The following is a 24,623-nucleotide window of genomic DNA, read 5'->3' as shown; positions in this document are numbered from 1 at the left end:
TATATGATACGGATAAGTTGCTTGTTTTGTATGGGGTTTTATGCTGGATGATACAACAAAATCGCTGTTTACAATACGCGTTGAAATATCAAAAAAGTGGATTGTAAATTATTACTTTACAGAGATGGGCGCCGTAAAATGCAAAAAAGCAGGCATTCCGTGTGGAATGCCTGCCTTGAAAGTTTAAAAGGAGATTCCCGCTTACTTCGACTGCGCTCAGCACAGGCTCTGGCGGGAATGACGATTCGCGAGCCCGCTATTAGCGGAGTTCTTCGAGCGCCTTCGTGCTCTTCGCGATGATATCCATCTGCGTTGCGAGCTTGGTGCGTTCGGCGTTCACGACAGCTTCCGGAGCTCCATTGACGAACTTTTCATTCGACAACTTGCGTTCGATGCTGGCGGCGAATGCCTTTGCCTTTTCGATTTCCTTTTCGAGGCGTGCGATTTCTGCAGCCGGGTCAAGGATACCTTCGAGCGGGATGTAGAGTTCGCCACCCGGCACCACGGAGCTTGCGCTGAATTTCGGCTTTGCGGCCTTCACGGCTACAGAGAACGATTCAAGTCCACCGAGTTCGGTGATGATGGCCTGGCAGTCCTTCACGCTTGCTTCGGTTTCGGCGGTATCGACGCTCACGACAGCCTTGAGCTTGGTAGCCGGGCTTACGTTGTAGCGACCGCGCACGCCACGCACGCTTTCCACGACAGCGAATGCCTGGTTGAAAGCGGCTTCGATCTTGGCGTCGATGAGGCTTGCGTCGGCCTTCGGCCATGCACTGTTGATCACGCGTTCAGAACCCGGGAAGAGCGTTGCGTTCAGTTCTTCCGTGATGAACGGCATCACCGGATGCAACAGGTCAATCACGCCGCGGAGCACATGGCTGAGAATGGCCATAGCGTTCTTCTTTTCGGCGGTGAGCGTTTCGCTGTTGATCACGGCCTTCTTGATTTCCAAGTAGCTGGAGCAGACATCGTCCCAGACAAAGCGGTAGAGGAAGCCGGCGAGTTCAGCAAAGTGGAACTCTTCGAGCATCTTCGTTGCGTCCTGGATGGTGGAATTCAAGCGAGAGAGAATCCAGCGGTCTTCGAGTGCGAAGATCGAAGAATCCATCGGGAGCATGTCCTTGGAAAGTGCGCCAGCCTGTTCCAAGTGCGGGAACAAGAAGCGGCAAGCGTTCCAGAGCTTGTTCGAGAAATTACGACCAATTTCGAACTTTTCGCTCGTGTTGATGACAGAACCATCTTCCTGCTTTTCCTTCTTCACCGGGAGACGAACGTCCTGGTTGTCGGTGCAGAGGCTTGCCATCACGAAGCGGAGTGCGTCCGTGCCGTACTTCTTTTCGATATCCATCGGGTCCACGCCATTGCCCTTGGACTTGCTCATGGTCATGCCATTGCCGTCCAAAATCTTCGGGTGGATGTACACCGTGTGGAACGGAACCGTGCCCATGTTTTCCTGGCTGAAGAGCACCATGCGGGCGACCCAGAGCGTAATGATGTCGCGGCTCGTCACAAGCACGGAAGTCGGGTAGTACTTCTTGAGCGTGTCCGTCTGTTCCGGCCAGCCCATCGTGGAGTGCGGCCAGAGACCACTGGAGAACCACGTGTCGAGCACGTCTTCTTCCTGCACAATCTTGTGACCGGCAACTGCATCTTCCTTCAAGTTTTCTTCTTCGGAGCAGATGAGCCAGATGCCGTTCTGTGCCTTGTAATAGTAAATGTCGTTACGGCCTGCGAATGCCTTGTTCAAGTCCTCTTCGGTCGTCGTTTCGTCGGCGTGCCAAATAGGAATGCGGTGGCCCCACCAGAGCTGACGGCTGATGCACCAGTCGCGCTTTTCCTTGAGCCAGTCGAGGTACTTGTTTGCATAGCGTTCCGGAATGATCTTGATTTCGCCGCTCGTGACAGCCTTCATAGCGTTGTCGGCGAGGACGTCCATCTTCACGAACCACTGGTCGCTCAAGTACGGTTCAATTACAGTCTTGCTGCGGTCGGAATGGCCCACCTGCATTTCGTGGTCTTCGACCTTGATGAGGAGGCCGAGATCTTCGAGACCCTTCACCACAGCGTCGCGTGCGGCCTGACCCTTCATGCCCTGGAACGGACCGGCGTTCTCGTTGAGGCTGCCGTCGTCGTTCATGATGTTGATCATCGGGAGCTTGTGGCGGAGGCCCGTAGCGTAGTCGTTCGGGTCATGAGCCGGAGTCACCTTCACGGAACCCGTACCGAATTCCATATCGACGAGGATGGCATCTGCAATCACCGGAATTTCGCGGTTCACGAACGGAACCTTGAGCATCTTGCCGATGAACTGCTTGTAGCGTTCGTCGTTCGGGTGCACAGCGAGAGCCGTATCGCCCATGATCGTTTCCGGACGAGTCGTCGAAACCGGGATGAATCCCGAACCGTCGGCGAGAGGATACTTGAACGTCCAGAAGTGACCCTTCACAGTTTCGTAATAAATTTCATCGTCTGCCACAGCCGTCTGGAGCTTGGTGTCCCAGTTCACGAGACGCTTGCCGCGGTAGATAAGACCCTTCTTGAAAAGGTTGAAGAATGCGTGGCGCACGGCCTTTGCGCAAACCGGGTCGAGCGTGAATCGCTGACGGCTCCAGTCGCAGCTGACGCCGAGGCTCTTGAGCTGCTTCGTGATGCGGGCTTCGTATTCGTCCTTCCACTTCCAAATGCGTTCCACGAGGGCGTCGCGGCCAATGTCGTGGCGTGTCTTGTGTTCGTCCTGGAAAAGTCTCTTTTCGACGACAGCCTGCGTGGCAATGCCGGCGTGGTCCGTGCCCGGAATCCAGAGCGTGTCGCGACCAGTCTTACGGCGATAGCGGACGAGAATGTCCTGCAACGTGTCGTTCAGAGCGTGGCCGAGGTGCAGAGCACCCGTAACGTTCGGAGGCGGAATGACGACGGAGAACGGTTCGCCCTTTCCGCTCGGGGCAAAATCATTATTCTTGTTCCATTGGTCGTGCCAACGGTCTTCTACAATTTTCGGATTATAACGAGTTTCCATTTCCATAATGCGCCAAATTTAGTAAAATAGACGAGAGACTAAAGACGAGAGACGAGAGAGACGAGAGAAAAAAGCGTCATCCTGAGTGAAACGAAGGATCCAGTGAAGTCTTGGAAAATAGGGTAGGAGGGGAAAGCCTTCCCCTCGCTCGCACTGCGTTGCTCGCTACCCCTTCGAGTGGGCCCTCATTCGCCGGCCCGCAACGCCTGGGCTAAAAAAGCTGCTGCAAAAATGCAACAGCTCTAAAAGTTAATTTGCTTGAATTACTCCGCCAGATAATTATTCCGCCCAGACGATGCGGCCTTCCTTGCGGGGGTGTGCTGCGGGCTGTTCGCAGTCGGCATAACCCAAAGCGCAGTGAGCGATACCAACCCATTCGTCAGCGTTCAGGCCCAGTGACTTGAGAATTTCCTTGCCCTCGTCGCTTTCGACTTCTTCCTTGGCGCGGTGAATCCAGATGCTGCCGAGACCGAGGCTGTAAGCGGCGTTCATGAGATTCCCCATGGCGAGCGAACCATCGTACAGGTAGGTCGGAATTTCCTTTTTCGCAAGGACGAGAAGAATTACAGGAGCTCCGTAGAACGGGTCGAAACCCTCGTCCCAACCGCCAATCTTGCGGTTCATTTCGGAGATGCGGTCGCGTAGTCCTTTGTTCGTGATGGCGACCACGGTAGCGGCCTGCTTGCCCATGCCGCTTGCGGCGTAGATACCCGCTTCGGCGACTTGTGCGATGAGCTCCTTGCTCACGGCGTCAGATTTGAATTTGCGGATGCTTCTACGTGAAAGTAAGGATTTGATTGTTTCGTTCATAAGACCTCTATTGTATTTTGTCTCTTGGTAATCTACAAAAAATATAGGAAAAAGTGAAAGAAAATGACAGATTTTTTTTAGCAAAAAGCTTGAGCTGACTGCAAAAAAGTGTGATAAATCATACCTATACGGAGTATGTATTGATGTGGTACGATTCTAGTAATTTTAAAATAGTGTCACTGAATCGTTGCCGTTTACGGCGGTGTGATTTTTTTGAGGCTTAACTGATTATACCCACAACAAGGGATATACAACAGAGACTAGTCTTAGGGAAATAGTAATAGGAATCAACGAAGAAGAACTTGTCCAGTTTGTCATGGAACTTCGTGCTGAAATCGAATTCAAAAATGCCCCGCTCAATGGCGGGGCACTTTAGCATTAGTCTTTATTAAATCTTTATCCTAATCTTCTTTTGTTTGTAAATCGATTGTCCGCCGTTGCAAATGTAGGCGACTGTGCAGACGATGAAGAATGCGGGAAGGCAATTGAATCCGAAGATTTCGCCGGCGATGAGGATCGGTGCCCAGAGCGTGTTGCTTGCACTTGCGAACACGGCGGCGAAACCGAGCGCTGCGGCGAGCGGGAGCGGCATTCCGAACATTCCCGCAACGAATACGCCAAACGTAGCACCGATGGCGAAAAGCGGGGTGACGACACCGCCGATAAATCCGGCGGAGAGTGTAAGAATTGTGAGAGCGAATTTCAGAATCCAGTCGTACCCGGCGACGTTCCCAATCAAGTCGGCGGTTCCGGCGGCATTAATCCCAAAACTCAAATCCAACAAGTTTGTTCCAAGTCCGGCGTAGCGTCCTTGGAAAAACACGAACAGCAAAGCGCTTATTCCAACGCCCATAATGGCGATTCGCTTGATGTTGTTCGGGAACTTCTTAGCAAAAAAGTTCTGTGAGAGTCCGAGGAGCTTTGCAAACCCGCCACCGACAATTCCGAAGAGTACGCCCATCAGCGCAAGCTTCACGAGGAACTTGCCGTCGAGTGCGCCTTCGTTCGTGAAAATACTTGCCGAAAATCCACTTGCGTCGAGAACGCTGTTCAAATCTACGCTGAACTTGTGGAATCCAAGCATGCTCGAAACTTTGCAGGCGGTGAATGCGGCAGCAGCGGCGGGGAGCAATGCTCCAAGTTCCAAGTGGCCAACGAGCAGAACTTCCAAAGCAAATGCGGTAGCTGCCATCGGGGCCTGGAAGATTCCAGCGAAGCCTGCGGCAAGCCCGGTCACGAGCATAACGTGTGCAGCATTTTCAAACGGCAACTTCTTGCTTATGTTGTACGAAAGTGCGGAACCGATTTGCATAGCGGCGCCTTCACGACCTGCGCTTCCGCCGAAGAGTTGCGTCAGCCAAGTGCTCACAGCGGCCATCGGGATAGAGACGAGTGGAAAGTCAGATTCCTTGTTGAGTCCTACGGCGAAGACCTGGTCCATGCCGCGTTCTGTCCAGCGTCCCCATTTCTTATAAGCGAATACGATAGCGGCACCGCCGATGGCGAGGGCGGGGATAAAGTACAATGGGTTTGCATCGCGGATGGCAGAAAGTCTGTCGCTGATGTCGCCGAAGCATGCGGTGAGCGCACCGATGACTGCACCGAGAACAATTCCGAGCAGCACAAATGTCGGTGTTGCAAACCACTTGAGTAATTTTTCCTTTACGCGGGCTTTTGCCATCTTCATCATCTGTTCTTTCATCTCGGGGCTGAACTGATTGAACTGCTGGCTCGCCTTGCTGAAGTCGCTGAAATTCATGTAAAATCCTGCTTTTGTTAAAATTTTTTCACGACAAAAATAGTAAAACGGAACGCCTTGTTCCGCTTTTTTGCGTGTTGTCAAATGCTCAATCCTTTTACAACGTGAAGTTAAAAAAAGAGGCTTTTGCAACGCGGCTAAATATATACTTAACTCAAGGATTGGATTGGTGTGGCGCTCAAAATGTATCGCTCAATTCTAAGGGATCAGACATGAAAAAAATCTTTTCTGGTGTAGCGTTATTTGGGATTAGTTTTGGTTTGGTTTTATCCGCATGCGGTGATTCGAATTCTTCGGATTTCGGCATGGCGGCTCCGGGAATTGGTGAAATTAGCTCCGATTCCAATGACGGTCAATTGGGCGGTTGGTCCAGTTCGTCTTTTGCTCCGGGACTTTCTTCAGCTGGCATTCCGGGTAGCTCCTCCGCGGGTGTTCCGGGAACGTCGTCTCCTGTAGTTCAGTCATCTTCTTCGGCATTAGTTCCCACTTCTAGTGCTCAGGTTCCTCCGGCTTCGAGCGCCGCTACTGTTATTCCGCATTTCGAAGGGAATAGCCCGGTGTTCTTCTCGGAAGTTTCTCCGACAAATGCAAATCTCAAGGACAATGACGGCAACGATCCGGGATGGGTTGAATTTTACAACTCGTCCGATGCTCCGATGAGTTTGAAGGGCTATTCGCTTACGGATGATTTGTCTAATCCGCGTCGTTGGGTCTTTGGCAATGCGACTGTTCCTGCCAAAAGTTTCATGATCGTTTTCCTTTCGGGCAAGAATTATCCTGACTATGTCTTGCCTTCTGATTCGCTTAATATGATGAGCTCGGATTGCAGTTCTGAATCTGCATCGGGTGGCATGGGCGGCTTCAACTTTGGCGATTTCGGTGGCGGAATGGGCAACTGGGGTGGCGGCGGCTGGGGCGGCAACATGGGTGGCGGCATGGGCGGTATGGGTGGCAATACCGGTGCTGCTTCTTCTGGCAACAACGTCGAAAATTTGCAAGGCAAGTCTTCGCTCTGCTTTAGCGAAAATGGCTCTGTCCAGATTGGGTCTGTGATGAAGGTTGCCCAGGGTGGGGATTACTCTCGCGTGGTTGTCAAGACCAATAATGCGTCTAGCCTTAGCAAGGTCAACCAGCTTGTTGTCCGTGGCTTTATCACCAAAAATCACAAAATCCGTGTGAACTTTAAGGAAGGCGATTCGCTCAGCAGTTGGAGCGGCAAGAATCTCCGCGGTACGGGTGATTTGTCATCGGTGTTCTATGTCCGCTTAGATGATAATGCGAAGGACCTCAAGCGCAACAATGTAACGGCAACAACTTTTGCAACTGAAACTCAGGGAAGTGAATCGACGACCATTCAGATTACGTCGTACATTGCTCGCAATCGCGGCCATGAACCGCACGCTTCGTTCAAGGTGGACAAGGATGGCGGTGCTTTGTACTTTGTAAATGCCGAAGGCGCTTTGCTGGATTCTGTGCGTTTTGGTGCCGTTCCGACGACCGCTTCATGGTCTCGTGATGGCGCGGGCAAGTGGGGCTTTGCGACTCCGTCGCCTTATGGCAATACGGCGGGCGAGGTCTTTGCAGAACAAGTTCAAGTTGCCGAAGTGAACATTCCGCCTTCTGGTTTCTACACGTCTGCGGTGACGGCGACATTCCCGGCGGGCACTCGTTGCGAACAGGGCGGCGCCGAACCGACTTCAAACTCTCCGGTGGTGCAGACTACGGTGACGATTAGCGCTACGACGGTTTTGCGTTGCCGTGCGTATGTCGGTGGCTCTTATCCGAGTGAAGAAATTATTCGTACTTACGTTTTCGAAAAGCAACCCACGCTTGCCGCGCTCTTTGTGACGACCGATCTGCTTTCGATGTTCAGCCCCGATTCCGGCCTTTACATGACGGGCAATAATGCTTCGATGATGGACCCGAAGAAGGGCGCAAACTTCTGGAGCAACCGAGAACTCCCGGTTTATGTGGAAATGTTTGAACCTGGCAAGCCGCAGGCTCCGGCTTTTGGCGTGATGGGCGACTACAAGATTTCTGGCCAGTACAGCCGTGCAAAAGAAAAGAAGTCCTTTGCGGTGACGCTGCGCGAAGAGTATGGCGAAAAGCGCCTGAAATACACGCTGTTCCCGGATTATCCGGAACTCAAGAAGTTTAAGGCTTTCTCGCTCAGAAACTTTGGTAACAATTCCGGCGACGATTACGTGCGCGACCGTGTGGGCACTTCGATGACAGAAGGTTTGGGCGTTGATTACCAGCGTGGCCGTTATGTTATCGTGTATTACAATGGCAAGTATTACGGTATCCATGACTTGCGTGAACGCAACAACGAATACTATTACGAAACCAAGTACGGCTATGACCCGAACGATATTGACCTTCTTGCAACAACATCTAGCGGTACAGATGAAGCGAGTGTCGGTTCTTCTGCGGATTACAAATCTATGTTGGATTGGCTGCAGAACAACGATTTGAAATCGGATGCAAACTACAAGAAGATTGCAGACCAGGTTGATGTCGACAACTACATGAATTACATGCAGGCTGAAATGTTCTTGAACAATAGCGACTGGCCGCACAACAATATGAAGAAGTGGCGTGTCGCAAGTCAGAAGACGAAGTGGAAATGGTTCATGTACGATACGGACTTTGGCTTCGGCGTGTCTTACAATACCCAGACCGGAAACGTGTTCAGCTATGTGACGAATGCTAGCGGCACAAGTGGCATGGGTATGGGAATGGGCTTCGGCATGGGTGGCATGGGCGGTGGCCAGCAGCAGGTGACGAACGGCTCTATTTCTCCGCACACGATTCTTATGATTCGCTTGCTCAGTAACGAGGGCTTCAAGAATGCGTTTATCAACCGCTTTAGCGTGCTCCTTTCGATGAACTTCTCGGCGGATAGGCTCCTCAAGCGTATCAACGATTTGCAGTCGCAGGTGGAACCTGAAGTGGCGCGCGATCAGGAATTCTGGGGCTATAATGCATCTAGCATGAGCAAAGCTTTGGAAACGATAAAGAGCTTTGCCCAGACGCGTCAGGCGAAAGTTCGTGAACAGATGGAATCGTACTTTACGCTTTCTTCTCCGGTTGAAATGACGTTTACGGCGCAGGGTTCTGGCACGATTCTCGTGGATGGCCTTGCTCTGGATAAGTCTTCGATGACTGTCTCGCTCTACAGGGATGTGCCGGTCACGCTTACGGCTCAGGCAAATTCTGGCAGCACGTTCACGGGCTGGAGCGATGGCGTCACGGATATGACCCGCAAGGTGAACCCGGGTGAAGTCACGTCTGTTACCGCCGTGTTCAGGTAGCCTGCGGGCTCTCGAAAGTCAAGTTTCACTTACTTGAAATCCATAATAAAACAGCTAAACGGGAAACCGTTTAGCTGTTTTTGTTTGCAATAGCGTGCGTAGTTTAGTCCGCGCATTCGCGCATCTCGTCTGCGCGTTTAACTTGCACAGACTGCGCAACTCGCAATTTTAGCCCAGCATTTCTGTGGTGCTGAGAGTCTTGAAGTTCTTTTCTTCCAAGACCTTGAGCGCCTTTTCGGTATCGCTAAAGCGAAGAATCATGACGTTCGTTGCCGTCGAGCATTCGGACGGGTAGGCGTACATGTAGTCAATCTGCAAGTCGCCGAGAACGTCGAGAAGGTCTGCAAGACCGCCAACCTTGTCTGCAACAGGGCATGCGACAACGTCGGTAACGGTTGCGCTGAGGCCAGCCTTGGCAAGAACATTGACAGCCTTTTCAGAATCGTTCACAATCAGGCGGATAAGGCCGAATTCGCCGGAATCGGCGAGCGTGAGCGAGAGAAGGTTGATGCCTGCATCAGCGAGCGAGCGGCAAACAGCCTGGAGACGACCCGGGCGGTTCGACACGAAAACTGAAACCTGTGGAATTTTCATTTTTTTTCTCCTTCTTAAATCTTCTTTCTGTTGTCGATGACGCGCTTGGCCTTGCCTTCGCTACGCGGCAGAGAATCCGGTTCGCAGAGCGTGACAATCACGGAGATGCCAAGAATCTGTTCGATGGAGTGCTTGAACTTCTTGGAGAGCTGTTCCATATCGCTCATGGAGTCGCTCACCATGTCGCGAGAAACTTCGACCTTGACTTCGAGCGTATCCATGTTGTTCTTGGTGTCGAGCACAATCTGGTAATGCGGCAAAGCCTTTTCTGCGCGGAGGAGAGCTGTTTCGATCTGGCTCGGGAACACGTTCACGCCACGCATGATAATCATGTCGTCGCTGCGGCGGCCAATGCGGCGGATACGGCGGATGGTACGGCCGCATGCGCACTTGGTCTTTTCAATAGCGGTGATGTCGCGGGTGCGGTAGCGGAGGATCGGCATAGCGCGCTTGCTGAGCGTGCTGATGACGAGTTCGCCTTCCTCGCCGTCCGGAAGCGGTTCAAGCGTTTCCGGGTCCACGATTTCAGGGTAGAAGTGGTCTTCGAAAATGTGGATGCCGTCGCGGCATTCGCATTCGCAACCCACGCCCGGGCCGACAATTTCAGAAAGTCCGTAAATATCGTAAGCCTTGATGCCCGTCTTTTCTTCGATGTAGTCGCGCATGCCATCGCTCCACGGTTCTGCACCGAAGATGCCGCGCTTCACGTTCAACTTGGAAATGTCGACGCCCATCTTTTCAGCAACGTCGATAATGCGGACAAAGTAGCTCGGGGTGCCTCCGACTGCGGTCACGCCGAAGTCCTTCATGAGCATCACCTGGCGTTCGGTATTGCCTCCGCTAATCGGCACGACTGTGGCGCCGAGGGCTTCGAAACCGCCGTGAATGCCGAGACCGCCCGTAAAGAGGCCGTAGCCGTAGAAGTTCTGCACAATGTCCGTGCTGCGGAAACCGCAGGCGAGGAGGCCGCGCTTGACGACCTGTGCCCAGACTTCCATGTCTTCCTTGGTGTAACCGACAACGATCGGTTTACCGGTAGTGCCGGAGCTTGCATGCAGGCGCACGACTTCGCTCATGTCGACGGCAAAGAGACCGTACGGATAAGTGTCGCGCAAGTCCTTCTTCATGGAGAACGGAATCTTTACGATGTCCTTCAAAGTCTTGATGTCATCGGGCGTAACGCCCTTTTCGACCATGCGGTCGTGGAACAGCGGGACCTTCTCGTAGGCGAGCTTCACAGTTGCACGCAAACGCTGCAACTGCAATTCGCGCAATTTTTCTTCGGGCATAAAGTCAAGCGCCATTTCGGGCAGGACTTTGTTTTCTTCGTCGTTCCAGGCTGTAGATCGCATAGTATCCTTCATTAGAGGGTTAGGTTAAAATTTTTCGCCTTAAATATATATAATGCGCTTGCGTTGCGTTTAATTTAGGAGCGTTTCTTTTTCTTTGCGAAAATGCTCGGCTTGCCTTTATCCATATATATGGGTCCCCTTTGCGCATAGCGTAACGCTTTCAAAAAGTGTAAAAAACGGGACGATATAACCCTTATTCCTTTATTACTGTTTATTCATCGGCGGATTGGGCTTTTTTAAAAAACTCGTGTGGGCGGGGGAATGTAATTTTTGTATTTTTGGGCAGAAAATTTAAATAAACTGCTTTTATAGGTAGGTCTATTCTGCGTTCTCGTTCGCTTTTATTTGTTCTTGCTTTGGTCGGTATGTCGAATGCCCAGCTGTTGGACATGTCGCAGATTTCCGACAAGTATATGGTTGAGAATAAGATCAACAAGATTCGTGTCGAAGGTACCCATCATATGGATGAACGTTCGGTCCTCGGACGTATCGGCATCCGTACCGGTCAGAGCTATTCTCCGACGTCGCTTTCTGAAAAAGTCCAGAATTCCGTGAGCTCGCTTTATGCTTCGGGCCTGTTTGACGATGTGACCGCCTGGGTGGATTACACTGATGATGAAGGTTCTTATGTAGACCTGGTGTTCAAAGTGAAGGAACTCCCGGCTCTTGATACCGCTATTTTGGACGGCTGTGACGAAGTATCTGAAGATGACCTCCGTTTGAAAATTCACATGATTTCTGGTCAGGTCTATAGCAAGGCTCAATTGGAACGCACGCGCCAGGCCATGCTTGACCATTATCGTTCCGAAGGCTTCTTGCTTGCTGAAATTGGAATACGCGAAGAATCGGTGGACGAATACCAGAACAAGGTGACCTTTGTAATCCGTGAAGGTTCCAAGGTCCGTATCCGCGGTTTCGATGTGAAAGGCAATGACCATGTGCCGGTCGAAGAAATCACGGACCACATGCTTTCGAAAGAAAACCAGTGGTGGGGTGGTGGTGAATTCAAGGAAAATGTCTTTGAAGCCGACCGCGATACCGTGCTGAACGTCTTCCGCCATTTCGGTTACCTGGATGCAGAACTGAACGACTACCATGCCGAATACCTTCCGGATTCCAGCTGCCTGTTCTATCTTGGACGCATGGTGCCGGTTGGAGAACGCCTGGCTCCGCTTTACACTCAGCTGAACGACGCCATTGCCGATACATCTAACCCGCTCTACAAGATGGCGGGTAAGCCGACAATGGAAGTGACTCACTATTATAGGAACATGCGCAAGGCCGGGGATAAGAACCCGCTTACAAGACGCCTGCCGCAAGTCAAGGACGAAGAAAGCGCATGGAAATTCCTGAACGACATTATCCGCTACGAAACCGCCCGAAATGAATGGCTTGGCTTGGTGGCTGACCGCAAGTGGAATAATCCGAAGATTGATTCCCTCCTCAAGATCAAGAAGCGCTCCGCTTATGAAAGCAAGCTCCTCGTGCGCTACATGATTGAAGACTTGGTTCCGGCTCTTTACAAGTACGATAACATCAAGACTTCTAGCGATATTATTGTCCATATCGACGTGACCGAAGGTCGCCGTTACTACATGGGTGGACTCCACTTTACGGGTAACGAAGTCCAGAGCGACGCCATGCTGGGTTATGTGTTCCGTCTCGATAGCGGCGCCGTGTTTGACCAATATGTCTACGAAGCATCCCGTAAGGCTTTGCTCGATTCTTACCGTGAAGACGGTTACCTCTTTGCTCAGTTCGACGAAGAGCGCACCTTCGAAAACGATTCTGTCGTGAACCTCACTTACAAGATGAACGAAGGCTTGCCTGCCCAGATCCACAAGGTCCATGTGCGTGGCAACACCAAGACGAACGAAAAGGTGATCCGTCGTGAAGTTCGCCTGTATCCGGGCGATACGTACCGCCAGTCCGCTTTGGAACGTAGCTTCCGTGACATTATGCAGCTCAACTACTTCGACATGGTCGTGCCCGATATCAAGGTCGTGGGCGAACAGGAAGTGGACCTCGACTTTGCCGTGCAAGAAAAGCAGGCCGGTACGGGTCAGTTCAGTTTGGGCGTTTCTTATAGCGAAAGCGATGGCTTTGTCGGTACGGCTAGCATCTCCATCCCGAACTGCTGTATGGGCGATGGCCAGCAGGCAGCCTTGAACCTCGAATACGGTGCCGACAAGAAGAGCGCAACGATTAGCTTTACGGAACCGTGGTTCCTCGACAAGCCGATTACGCTTGGCGCAAGCCTCAGCTACTCTTGGTGGAACATGGAAGATTACGGTGACCCGGATATCACGCGTTACGGTGGAAGCATTTTTGCCGGTAAGCGCCTCAAGTGGCCGGATGACTACTTCTATGGTCAGATCGGTTATAGCTGGCTCATGAACGACCAGGGCCCGAACATCGCGAACAGCTATGTGGTCTACACGGGTATTGAATCGGCGTTCAACTTCCGCATCCAGCGTGACGACAAGAACTTGCCGCAGTTCCCGACCGACGGTTCCCGCTACGTGCTCGACGTGCAGTGGGCAAACGCCGCCTTTGGTAGTGACTTCGAATTTGTGAAGGCGGACCTCTCCATCAAGTGGTGGTTCCCGCTCTTCCGCGACCGTCTCTCGATTGCCCTTACAAACGAATACGGCGTAATCTTTGGCGACAAGTTGCAGCACCGCACTCTGTATAGGATGGGTGGTGTGCTTGGCTACGACGGCATGCTCCGTGGTTATGGTTCTGGCTCTATTGGTAACAGCCGCCTTGGCCGCAGCTACCAGTACATTGGTGCAGAACTCCAGTTGGGACTTGTACCGCAGACGTTCTACCTCTTGCCGTTCTTCTTTGATGCCGGTAACGTGTTTGGCGAACGTATCGATACGAATAACCGAATCGACAAGCCTAAGAAGAACCCGCTCAGTGAATGGGATCCGACGACACTCAAGAAGGATATCGGATTTGGTTTCCGCGTCGTAGTCCCGATGCTTGGCATTATCGGCTTCGACTTTGCTTGGCCGCTTGACCCGGGTGAAGCCTACAATGGTACGAAGTACTCTAAGGTCGGCGATATGGAATTCAACTTTGTCATTGGCCAGGCTTTCTAACCTGGTTGGAGGAGCTCTATGATTCGCAAGTTGATAGTTTTACTTTCGGTTGTCTTTGCATGCGTGAGCTTTGCTGAAGACGGTCTTCGCATTGCCCATGTGGATTCAAAGATTATCTTTGACGGATTCAAGGGCACCAAGAAGGCTCAGGAAGAATATGACCGTCAAGTGGCTAAGTGGGAACAGCAGGCGAACCTCTTGCAGAAGGAACTTGCTGCCATTAAGGAAAAGCTTGATAAGCAGGTCCTGATGCTCTCTGACGAAAAGAAGCGCGAACTTGAAGCCGAATACAACAAGAAGGATACGGAACTCAAGTCGTTCATTGACCGCGTCTATGGCCGTAACGGGGAACTCATCACCGAAAACGAAAAGGTGAGTGCTCCGATTATCCAGCTCATTCGCAAGGCGGTAAACGAAATTGCGTTGCAGGAAGGTTATGACATGGTCATTGACCGTGCCACCGGCGCCGTGCTCTTCTGGAAAAAGGAAAACGACCTTACGAACAAGGTGCTGAACTATTTGAATAATAGATAATAACAATTTGTCATGCCCGCCGCTGAGCGGGCACCTCCTTGTGAAAAATCTCGCGGCGTGTGCTGCGGGATTTTTTATTGCCTCATGTAATCGCAGATGGCGTCTACGAATTGCTGCCCGAATTTCCGGATTTTCATTTCGCCAAAGCCGAATACATCTTGCAGCTCGTTTATGGAAATAGGCGCCTTGTAGGCGAGGTCTTTTAGCGTACGGTCAGAAAGTACGACGTAGGCGGGCCAGTTGTTCTCTTCGGCGATTTGCCTGCGGACTTTTCGCAGAGCTTCGAATAGGGAATTGTCTTCGTCGGAGTCTGAATAGTGCGCGTAGGTTGTGCGTGTACTGCCGGCAGAAGTACGCGAAAATGCGCCGTGACCGCTTCCCGGTTTTGCGTTTTCCTTTGCTTCTGCTTTTGCGGCGATGGCAAGTTCTGCCGTTTTCTTCCCGAAGAGGACTTCGTTACCGCTCTCGGTGATTTTAAGGTGGTTGTTCTCGTTGTAGGCAATTTCGATGTAACCGAGTTGCAACATCTGCAGCATGTAATCGTGCCAATGCTTGAGCGTTGTTTTGCTACCGACACCGAAAGTCTTGAGCTTGTCGTAACCCTTTTGGACGATCTCGTCGCTGAGCGTTCCCTTGAGAATGTCGGCGGTCATTGAAAAGCCGATATGCTCGCCAGTACGTTTTATGGCCGAGAGCGCCTTTTGCACGAGAATCGTGCCGTTGAAACGCTGTGGCGGGTGCTTGCAGATGTCGCAATTCCCGCAGTTGCTATTGTTGTTTTCGCCGAAGTAGTTGAGCAAAATGCGACGACGGCAAACTTGTGATTCGGCGTATTCCTGCATGCGGTCGAGCTTCTCGGAGTTGATGTCTCGCTGGCCGCTCTCGTTTACAAATTTGCGGAGCGTGATGATGTCCTGGAAGTTGTAGAACAGCACGGTTTCGGAGGGGAGGCCGTCGCGGCCCGCGCGCCCGATTTCTTGATAAAAGCTCTCGATGCTCTTGGGGAGATTGTAATGGATGACATAACGGACATTGCTCTTGTCGATGCCCATGCCGAATGCGATTGTCGCACACACGACATCGATATTGTCGTTGATGAAATCCTCTTGCACATTGTTGCGTTCTTCGGCGGTTAGCCCCGCATGGTATGCCTTTGCGTAAACGCCTGTGTTGATGAGTTCTTCGGCGACTTTTTCGGTGCTCTTGCGCGAAAGGCAATAGATGATTCCCGATTCGTGCTTGTGCTTTGAAATGATGGACAAAATGGCTTTCAGCTTTTCGGAAGCGGAATAACCGCGCCGCACATCGAGACTTAAATTCGGACGGTCGAACGAACTCACGAAAAGTCTAAAGTCGCGCAGGTTCAGCTGCCGGACAATATCTTCTTTTGTGAGTTTATCTGCCGTAGCTGTCAGCGCCATGATTGTTGCGCTTGGGAACGCTTGGTGCAGTCCGCCGAGCTGCGTGTATTCTGGACGAAAATCGTGCCCCCATTGCGAAATGCAGTGCGCCTCGTCAATAGCAAATAGCGAAACGTTCAAGTGATTTTGCAACCACGGAATTTCCCGCTGCAAACGCTCCGGCGAAATGTAGAGAATCTTGGTTTGCCCTGCTTTGCAACGCTGACGGATGGCCGCATTTTCGCCTTCTTCGTTGTTGCTGTTCAGTGCATCTGCACCAATGCCATTTGCATTCAGCGCGTCCACCTGGTCTTTCATCAGTGAAATCAACGGTGAAATAACGACCGTGATGCCCTTGAACATCAAGGCTGGAATTTGGTAGCAAATGGACTTTCCGCCGCCAGTCGGCATCAGCACAAGCGCATCTTTACGCGATACGACATGCTCGATGATTTCCTCTTGCATGGGGCGGAATGCATCGTAGCCAAAAACAAATTTTAGAATTTCGTGAGCGGTGGGCATTATTTTGAAATGGGTCTAGGAATTGTTATCTACACGTAATACTTTTACCATTTTTTCATAATGGTCCTGAATTTCATTTACTCCATTCTTGTCCATTAACTGTTTGCCTTCGTCCCATTCGGTATAAGCCATCATGATTCTTTGCTTGATGCTGTCAAGATTTTCACTTTGCTCATAATGTTCTTTTTTGGCGAGTGGCATATAATTGCTCAATCGAGAATTCTTTGAGTTGCTGATTAGGCAAAGGTTGCCAAAGCAATCAAGATTCTCTTTACTGATTTTATAATCAGGGCCTTCAATAGGATTTTGCGGATAATAATGTTCCACAGAACTTCTGAATGTGAATTCAAATGAGGCTATTCTTGAATCATTTCTTAATTTTTCATTGTCACCGATAACATCAAATGCAGATTTTGTCGTCCTGAAATTTTGCCAAAGCAAATAATCCAGATAGTTGAAAATGAAGTTTTCTACGGCTGTTCCTGCGTTTAATGCGTCTGTGTTTAATTGATTATTGTCAATGTTTTGAACATTACAGGAATTTTTATAAATAATTTCAAAGTAATCCAGTGGTGATTTGGACAGGAAACGATCTCGTAAGAACGCTTCTGCCATCTTTTCCAAATATTCTTTGTAGGCTTTTGCTGTAATCGGTTCAGACTGCTCAAAACACCATTTTAAAGCGCCGTTTAGCCAGTGCTTATACACAAGCGTTGGCGTTGATACGTGGAACATCGAAAGCAACATTATGATTTCGCGATTTTCTTCGCTTTCAATATCAGGATTTGATGTATCGCTAAATGTTCCGACATATGAATAAGAACGCTTTTTACCTTCGTAAATGCGAACGCGCTTTAAACTCCATCGATCGCTTCCACCGACAAATTCACGTTTGATAATGTATTTGTCATATAGGTATTTCATTTTTAGAAGATTGTAGCCGAACTCTTTGACAAACTGTCGATTCGCCTCAGGGTTGTCTGATTTTACGTAAGGCTTGAACAAATCGAGCAAACGCTTGTCGTCTAGAGGAATGTCTGTTTTTGTTTGAATGCGTAAAACATGAAGTAGAAAATTTGAGAAATTGATAACGGTGTTAAAACGGACGTTTGTATCTTCGTTATCTTCTTCTTTTACGCTGATATTGGCGTCATTTTTTGCGATGGCTTCGAGACTTTCTTCGCTTTCACTTTCTTCATTTGAGTTGTGAAGATTCTCGTAAACATGCTCAGGGTTGTTGTCTAGAACATCCCATAGGTTTCCGTCTTTTTCATTGCCTCCGAAAATAGCGTTGCGCTCGTTTTTAGAAAACCCATATTGAATATAGCGTTCCATATTGGCCGCTGCTTCCCAAATTTTATTGAAGGCCACACGGTCTTTCACATCGAGGCATTTTAAACATTGAGCCTTAAGAACTTCGTGCTTTTCAAGCTGTTCTCCACGGCTGTTCATGATCTCAAAATAATGGTTCAAGTCAGTATCGCGTGGAACTGGAACTCGTAAAATGTAGACTTGATTTGCTAAGTATTTAACAAAGTTCTTTTCTTCAAGATTCTTTTCTTTTAGAATTTGCGATAAGGCTTTTTCTGCATCACGATAACCTTGTATGATGTTCATGTTTGGGTTATCGTATGATTGCTTATCCAAATTAGAAAGAAGCTTTAGCGATTCTGTGGATCTTGGGCGACTTGCAAAAGACAATATATTCCCGCGGAACCAACCTAATTCATTATGGAACCAATCTAATTCTTTATTTTTATTGTATAAGAGATTTAGAATGATGCTTAATGTGGTTAGTCTTTGCTGGCCGTCTATTGTTTCATAAATGGTTTCGTAATCGTCCTTACGTTCGTAGACAATTAGTGTTCCGATGTAATAATTGCAATTACTTTTATCTTTTGCATAGTCCGCAATGTCTAAAATTAGCTGACGGATTTGAGGCTCTGTCCAAGCATAGTCTCGTTGATAAATTGGAATCTCGTAACGGATTTTTTCTTCTTCAAAAAGGGTCTTGATTGACAATGGTGTGAGATTGTTAGCCATTATAATAACCTAATGTTTTAAATTTCGCAATAATTTTTTCTTCTTTGGTTGCTTTGGTATCAGAAAGAGTGCCCAATTCTACATTTAAAATATCCTGTGGCTTATTTGCGTCTCGGATTATTTTAAACATCGCAATCTGTGAATGTCCCAAATTTAATGCGTAGTTGTCCATTGATTCAATGTCGACACTATGCAACTTTAATCGTAGTGTATAAGCCCAAATAAACAGCTTCTCTACAATGCGATCGATGTTTTTTTGACCGAATTTATCGATATAGTCAATTAGGGCGCAATAGAATAGATTGCGTACATAACGGTCTCCAGTCCTGTTATATCCATCATAATTATGTATAATGTCTAGAATTTCATGTGATCTGTTGCTTTCTATTTCTTCACGCATTTGGGCGTAATGGGATACATATTCGAAGAAGCGTTTCCCATTGATGATTACCTGATCAATCTGAAATGGAAAATCGAATGATTCATGCAAAATTTTGGAATGGCAAGATGAATTGAATTCGTCAACGTAATAATGGGCGATACGATAAAGTTTTGTGTATGGGAAGTCTTCTTCAAGATTTGGGCTGATACCTTTGAATGTGTCTACATCGTCTTTCGTAAAGTACCGCGCCGATAGATCGCGACCCCAGTTTTTGATGCGATAAAGGTATTGTGAGAATAAACTGGACAACTCGTTGGGCTCCATATTTTCCCATTTCTTTACCGCGTTTAGACGTTCTTGCTCTGTAGAGGAATTGTTCATTTCACGAAGGTGATACGCTTTCAACAAATCGTGCGGTTCCAAGTCCTTGCCGCGAGCGTTTTGAGAATCGAAAAACTGGAATGCTTCTGAAACGTCGTCAATTACAATTTTCACGAATTGGCATTGATTAAAGAAGAATTTTAAGAAATCTGCTTTTTCTAAATCAGATTTTCTACGTTCCATAGCCTTGAAATTCTTCTGGACATTTTGCTTGGTAATAACGTTGGAAAACTTGAGTGTTGATTGAGGCTTGAAACTATTGATGGAATCGCCTCGTAAGAAAACGTGTCTTTGTAGGTCGTTATTTTCTTCGATAAGAGGAAGAATTTTAATAGCAAGAAGAAATAATGTTATTGTTCGTTGCTGCCCATCGACAATATCAAGTTTTCCTTCTTCCTTGTTATTGTGGATGACGAGTGTTCCGATGCGGTAGGCTGATTTGTCAAGGTTGTCGCGAATGTCGTCAATAAGTTGATTGACATTTTTTTCCGTCCATTTGTACGGACGCTGGTATTCAGGAATTCGCAAATTTGGAATGGCTAGTAATTGCTTGACTGAAATAATTTCTGGTTTTAAAATAGTTTCACTCATCGGGCGCCTGTATAAAAATCAGTTTTTCGTGTATTTTTCCCAAATATACATCATGTTGATGTCATAAAATTTCAAAATGCAAAAAATCTTCTATAGCTTCAGTTTCTTTTCAATATCAACCATTAAATCAATACGAAATACGCTGAAACCTGCAAAATATTGCGGTTTTTATATTAAAATGTATGACCTGATATGATTTGTCAATGAAAATCTGCAATATGTTGCAGATTCTTTTGTTTTTGAGGTCATGGAGAATCAAAAGCTCTTTTTCGCTATATTGGGTAGGATTGGGTAGGATTGGGTAGTTTCTTGATCCTCAAAATCAGTTTTAAATTTTTGCTTATATTTGTTAATAGAGGTCCCTATGTCAAACATACTCCCTGATCCGATGACGGTCCACCCGATTGCGGGCTACGACAAGGAAATTTACGTGAAGCCGACGCTCAAAAATCCGCAGATTGTCGTGGGTGATTTCACTTACATTGCCGATAGCGATTTCGAGAGCCACGTGACGCATCTGTATCCGTGGAATGACGATAAGTTGATTATCGGAAAGTTCTGCCAGATTGCCTCAGGGGTGGAGTTCGTGATGAATGGGGCGAACCATCAGATGAATGCGGTTTCGACGTTCCCGTTCTACACATTGCAGGGGTGGAATATGGCGCCTCCTGCCAAAGAAAATTTGCCGCTCAAGGGCGATACGGTGATTGGAAACGATGTGTGGATTGGGCAGAACGCTGTGATTTTGCCGGGTGTGCATATTGGCGATGGGGCGATTATCGGCGCAAATGCGGTTGTTGGGAGCGATGTGGAACCTTACACGATTGTGGTGGGGAATCCGGCGCAGTTTATACGCAATCGTTTCGACGAGGAATTGACGGCGCTGATGCTCGAGTGGAAATGGTGGAATAAGCCTGTCGAAGAAATCAATACGCTGATTCCGATTCTCACGAATCCGGACTTGGCTTTTGTCAAGGGGAAAATCAAGGAATACCTTGCAAATCGTGCCTAAAAATATTTCTATATTGAACGCAACGAAAATAAGGAAAAAATAACTGGATCCTTCACATTCGTTCAGGATGACTTCGTCCTGAGAAAAACTTTTAACCTCATACCTCAATGGACCGAAGGTCCGCGCATTCTTGAAGCGAAGAGAGTAAAATATGGCCGAACAAAACAAAGCAGAAAAATTCGTTTTCTACATGTACAAAATGACCAAGTCCTATCCGCCTAACAAAGAGGTGCTGAAGGATATTTCTTTGAGCTTCTACTATGGCGCAAAGATTGGTATTATCGGCCAGAACGGTGCCGGTAAGTCTACGCTCCTCCGCATCATGGCGGGTATTGACAAGGAATTCCAGGGCGAAGCTTGGATTGAACCGGGCCGCACCGCAGGCTACTTGCCGCAGGAACCGCAGCTTGACCCGAACTTGACCGTCAAGGAAAACGTGATGCAGGCGGTGGCCAAAAAGCAAGCCGTGCTCGACCGCTTCAACGAAATTTCCATGAAGTTTGCTGAACCGATGGAAGACGACGAGATGAACAAGCTCCTCGACGAACAGGCAAAGCTTCAAGATATCATCGACGCTCAGGACTTGTGGAGCCTCGACCGCAACATTGAAATTGCAATGGACGCTCTCCGTTGCCCGCCGGGCGATTGGCCGGTGACGAACCTCTCCGGTGGTGAAAAGCGCCGCGTGGCTCTTTGCCGCTTGCTCCTCGAAGAACCGGATTTGTTGCTCTTGGACGAACCGACGAACCACTTGGATGCCGAAACGGTTGCATGGCTCGAACGCCACCTCCGTGAATACAAGGGCTCTGTGATTCTCGTGACGCATGACCGTTACTTCCTTGACAACGTAACGAACTGGATTTTGGAAATTGACCGCGGTCGCGGCATTCCTTGGGAAGGCAATTACGCCCAGTGGCTTGACCAGAAACTTGAACGCATGAAGAACGAAGAAAAGGGCGAATCTGACCGTCAAAAGCGTCTCGCTCGTGAACAGGAATGGGTCAAGCAGAGTCCGAAGGCTCGCCAGGCAAAGAGCAAGGCTCGTCTCAAGGCTTACGAAGAACTCTTGGCGGAAGATTCCAAGGAACAGATCAAGGTGGCTCAGATCCACATTGCAAATGGCAAGCGCTTGGGCGATGTCGTCATTCAGGCGGAACATTTGCAGAAGGCCTTTGGCGAAAAGGTGCTGTTCGACGATTTGAACTTCAGCTTGCCGCGCTCGGGTATCGTGGGCATTATCGGTCCGAACGGTGCTGGTAAAACGACTTTGTTCAAGATGATTATGGGCCAGGAAAAGCCGGATGGCGGTACGCTCAAGATTGGCGAAACTGTCGAAATCATCAGTATGGAACAGGGCCGCGAAAGCTTGGACGATTCCAAGACGGTTTGGGAATCCATCACGGGTGGCAATGACGAAATCTTGGTGGGCGACCGCAAGATGAATGGCCGTGCTTACTGCGGTCTCTTCAACTTCACGGGTGCTGCCCAGCAGAAGAAGCTCTCGCAGCTCTCTGGTGGTGAACGCAACCGTGTGCTTATGGCAAAGAACTTGCAGAAGCCGGGCAACCTCTTGTTCCTTGACGAACCGACGAACGACTTGGATATCGAAACATTGCAGGCTTTGGAACAGGCTATCCTCAAGTTCGCTGGCTGCGCCGTGATCATCTCGCATGACCGCTGGTTCCTTGACCGTATTGCAACGCACATCCTCGCTTACGAAGGTGATTCGAAGGTCGTGTGGTTCGAAGGCAACTGGAGCGAATACGAAGCTGATCGTCGCAAGCGCCTTGGCGAAGATGCCGACAATCCGAAGCCCATCAAGTACAAGACTCTTACGAGACAGTAATTGGTTATGTCATGCCCGTCTCCGAACGGGCATCTCCTTTAAAAAAACGGGACTCGAAAGAGTCCCGTAAAATCATTTAATCTTTAAGGCAACGAACCGAATTTGCATAATCTATGCGAGAAGAGGTAAGTTCCGCAGCATCTGTTTGGTAGTCCATGTTTAATGCATATGCGTACGCGGTTGTGTCTTTTTTGGTTTTGTAATCGCTTTTCGAAGAACTCCAGAAATAGGCGTACTCTTTCCCCGGGGAGAAGAATCTATTGTGCTTGCTGCCTGCCGGGAGCGCCGCAAAACCATAGGAATCTTTGCCAATGCCTTCGTTCAAAACATAAGAGTCCCAATCTGTTGTGGCCTTGAGATATAAACCGGCTAGATTTTCCCCTCCGACTGCAGAAGTAAGGGTTCTGAATTCTTCGCTTGAAGGTACATGCCAGCCTTCGGGGCAGATGTCCTTTTCGACGGCTTCATTCCATAGGTAGAGCCTTCCAAACTTTGTACAGTTGCTCTCCTTGTTGCTGTTGCAGAAACTGCTGTCAGTTTCATAGTTGAGGTTTTGTGCCATCCAGATTTGTTCGCCAATTTTCACAGTCTTGTATGTTTGGTTGTCGCGAGTATCCGTAAGCGTTCCATATTCGCAATTGTCGCTACTGTCTGTCCGGCATGGAGGAATACGCGAAAAGAACGGGCCTGTATCGCCCAAAAGGCAACGGACTGAACCACCCCAGATAGAAGATCCATTGCGTATCTCATTGTTTGAGTTGTTTAGCTTTAGGCATCCCGATGTATTCATGAAACATGTTTCTGTACCGGGACCGAAATCCACTGTTGTACAATCCCCTTCACAAAGTTCATCTACGCCAACAGGTTCTGCGTTAAAACCATAGCCGTCCGAACCGTTCCACTTTAATCCGTTCCACTCAGGAAACCAACCTGATGTTGACTTAAGGGAATTTGCCGCTTCTGACGGGCCTCCGACGGCATTGATCAGGGTGTCGAATTCGGCTTGAGACGGCAAATGCCAACCGGGTGGGCAAGCTGTGCTAGCTGCTATGCTCGAATAGAATTTTTCCTTACAATATTCAAGTCCTTTTTCATTGCAGCATTTGTAATCATCGAATATAGCGCAGTCGGCTCCCGTATTGTACCTCAAGTTTTCTGCCATCCAGGTCTGGGAACCGATTTTCACGGTCTTGTATACTTGACCGTCACGCACGTCGGTAAACTCTCCATATTCGCAATCATCTTTCGAACCGTCGGCGGTTCTGCAAGGTGGCAGTCCCATACGGCTCGAACTGGATTTTTCCGAAGAACTCGATGAAGTTTTGGATGATGACGAATCCTTTTTGGAAGAGGAAGACGCGGATTTCTTTTTGCTGGAGGACGACGTTTTTTTGCTACTAGATGAAGATTTTTTATCTGTGCAATCCTTGCAAATCGAAGACGACGATTCTTCGCCTTCGTCCGAATTGACTGCGTTGCTGCAAGCTGTGAAAAACGCCAAGAGGGCGCTTGCCATTAGGGAGGCGTATTTTTTAGAAAATAAGTGCTTGTTCCAACGCATTTGACACTCCTGATGGATCGTTCATCTTTACAATCTATACTTTTTTGTTCTCGTTGGGTTCGTTTATTTTCTTCCTTTCGGCGATGAGTTCGTCAAAGGATTTTTTTCTTTCCCTTAAGCCCATAATTTCGTCGAATTTGTCGGTTTCGTTGCCGTGGTTGTCTTCTTCTGAAAAATAATCGTCGATGTACATATTATCGGTTTTCTTGAATATGTTCCTTCGTCCGGGAAATTTCCCAAAAACGAAAATACTTATTGCAGAAAAAAGCGAATATGCAAGGAATATGTAGAGCGCTTTTTTAAAGCCGAAAAGAGGAGCTAGAAAAGCCCCAAATATAAGCCCGCCGGCACTATAAACCGCCCACACGGAGAGTTTGTTTTTCAAATTATCGCTCATGT

The 24,623-nt window shown here is 48.8% G+C and carries 15 protein-coding genes; 5 read left to right on the top strand and 10 right to left on the bottom strand.

The genetic code is table 11. From position 1 onward, the window contains the following. Positions 1–259: 259 nt before the first annotated feature. The 3 genes from CRN95_RS03455 to CRN95_RS03445 all read right to left on the bottom strand — a co-directional run bounded on the left by CRN95_RS03455 (position 260) and on the right by CRN95_RS03445 (position 5,585). Positions 260–3,022 (bottom strand): valine--tRNA ligase, encoded by a 2,763-nt coding sequence (locus CRN95_RS03455; RefSeq protein WP_097020107.1) that lies wholly within the window; start codon positions 3,020–3,022, stop codon positions 260–262. A 273-nt stretch (positions 3,023–3,295) separates the two neighbouring features. Beyond that, positions 3,296–3,826 (bottom strand): nitroreductase, encoded by a 531-nt coding sequence (locus CRN95_RS03450; RefSeq protein WP_073425172.1) that lies wholly within the window; start codon positions 3,824–3,826, stop codon positions 3,296–3,298. Between the two features lie 388 nt (positions 3,827–4,214). Further along, a complete protein-coding gene (locus tag CRN95_RS03445) occupies positions 4,215–5,585 on the bottom strand; it encodes a chloride channel protein (protein ID WP_200816175.1) in 1,371 nt (456 codons plus the stop codon). Between the two features lie 212 nt (positions 5,586–5,797). Between CRN95_RS03445 and CRN95_RS03440 the strand changes: the two genes are divergently transcribed. Next, positions 5,798–8,899 (top strand): CotH kinase family protein, encoded by a 3,102-nt coding sequence (locus CRN95_RS03440; RefSeq protein WP_235002851.1) that lies wholly within the window; start codon positions 5,798–5,800, stop codon positions 8,897–8,899. Positions 8,900–9,067: 168 nt separating this feature from the next. Here the strand turns inward: CRN95_RS03440 and CRN95_RS03435 are convergent, their stop codons facing one another. Together CRN95_RS03435 and CRN95_RS03430 are read right to left on the bottom strand one after the other, a co-directional pair. Continuing rightward, entirely contained in the window at positions 9,068–9,493 is a 426-nt protein-coding gene (locus CRN95_RS03435) for an ACT domain-containing protein (protein ID WP_015732209.1), read from the bottom strand. 14 nt (positions 9,494–9,507) lie between these two features. Beyond that, the gene (locus CRN95_RS03430; protein WP_097020292.1) at positions 9,508–10,845 is read right to left on the bottom strand and encodes a phenylacetate--CoA ligase family protein; all 1,338 of its coding nucleotides are present in this window, start codon (positions 10,843–10,845) and stop codon (positions 9,508–9,510) included. 365 nt (positions 10,846–11,210) lie between these two features. Here CRN95_RS03430 and CRN95_RS03425 point away from each other — a divergent pair, with 365 nt between their 5' ends. Further along, positions 11,211–13,952 carry an outer membrane protein assembly factor gene (locus CRN95_RS03425; protein ID WP_088629812.1) on the top strand — a complete coding sequence of 914 codons (2,742 nt, stop codon included), beginning with the start codon at positions 11,211–11,213 and terminating at the stop codon, positions 13,950–13,952. Between the two features lie 18 nt (positions 13,953–13,970). Next, positions 13,971–14,486 (top strand): OmpH family outer membrane protein, encoded by a 516-nt coding sequence (locus CRN95_RS03420; RefSeq protein ID WP_097020106.1) that lies wholly within the window; start codon positions 13,971–13,973, stop codon positions 14,484–14,486. Between the two features lie 74 nt (positions 14,487–14,560). Here CRN95_RS03420 and recQ read toward each other — a convergent pair whose 3' ends face one another. From recQ to CRN95_RS03405, 3 genes are read right to left on the bottom strand one after another with little or no spacing between them, the layout of a single operon-like run. Continuing rightward, entirely contained in the window at positions 14,561–16,408 is a 1,848-nt protein-coding gene (recQ, locus tag CRN95_RS03415) for a DNA helicase RecQ (RefSeq protein ID WP_097020105.1), read from the bottom strand. Positions 16,409–16,423: 15 nt separating this feature from the next. Beyond that, positions 16,424–18,451, bottom strand: coding sequence for a DUF262 domain-containing protein (locus CRN95_RS03410; protein WP_097020104.1), 2,028 nt, complete (start codon positions 18,449–18,451; stop codon positions 16,424–16,426). Further along, complete coding sequence (locus CRN95_RS03405; RefSeq protein WP_088629816.1) at positions 18,444–19,805, bottom strand: DUF262 domain-containing protein; 1,362 nt, start codon at positions 19,803–19,805, stop codon at positions 18,444–18,446. The genes CRN95_RS03410 and CRN95_RS03405 overlap by 8 nt, the downstream gene beginning before the upstream one ends. 364 nt (positions 19,806–20,169) lie before the next feature. Between CRN95_RS03405 and CRN95_RS03400 the strand changes: the two genes are divergently transcribed. Together CRN95_RS03400 and ettA are read left to right on the top strand one after the other, a co-directional pair. After that, positions 20,170–20,817 (top strand): CatB-related O-acetyltransferase, encoded by a 648-nt coding sequence (locus tag CRN95_RS03400; RefSeq protein WP_097020103.1) that lies wholly within the window; start codon positions 20,170–20,172, stop codon positions 20,815–20,817. A 151-nt stretch (positions 20,818–20,968) separates the two neighbouring features. Beyond that, positions 20,969–22,663, top strand: coding sequence for an energy-dependent translational throttle protein EttA (ettA, locus tag CRN95_RS03395; RefSeq protein WP_072827579.1), 1,695 nt, complete (start codon positions 20,969–20,971; stop codon positions 22,661–22,663). 76 nt (positions 22,664–22,739) lie between these two features. Here the strand turns inward: ettA and CRN95_RS03390 are convergent, their stop codons facing one another. Then, entirely contained in the window at positions 22,740–24,224 is a 1,485-nt protein-coding gene (locus CRN95_RS03390; protein WP_097020102.1) for an FISUMP domain-containing protein, read from the bottom strand. Between the two features lie 34 nt (positions 24,225–24,258). After that, on the bottom strand, positions 24,259–24,621 hold the full coding sequence (locus CRN95_RS03385) for a hypothetical protein (protein ID WP_097020101.1): 363 nt from the start codon (positions 24,619–24,621) through the stop codon (positions 24,259–24,261). Between the last annotated feature and the right edge of the window lie 2 nt (positions 24,622–24,623).

This window comes from Fibrobacter sp. UWB16 (assembly GCF_900215325.1).
GTDB lineage: Bacteria > Fibrobacterota > Fibrobacteria > Fibrobacterales > Fibrobacteraceae > Fibrobacter.
Note: the sequence above shows the minus strand (reverse complement) of the source record. Positions and strands in the feature narration are given on the sequence as shown.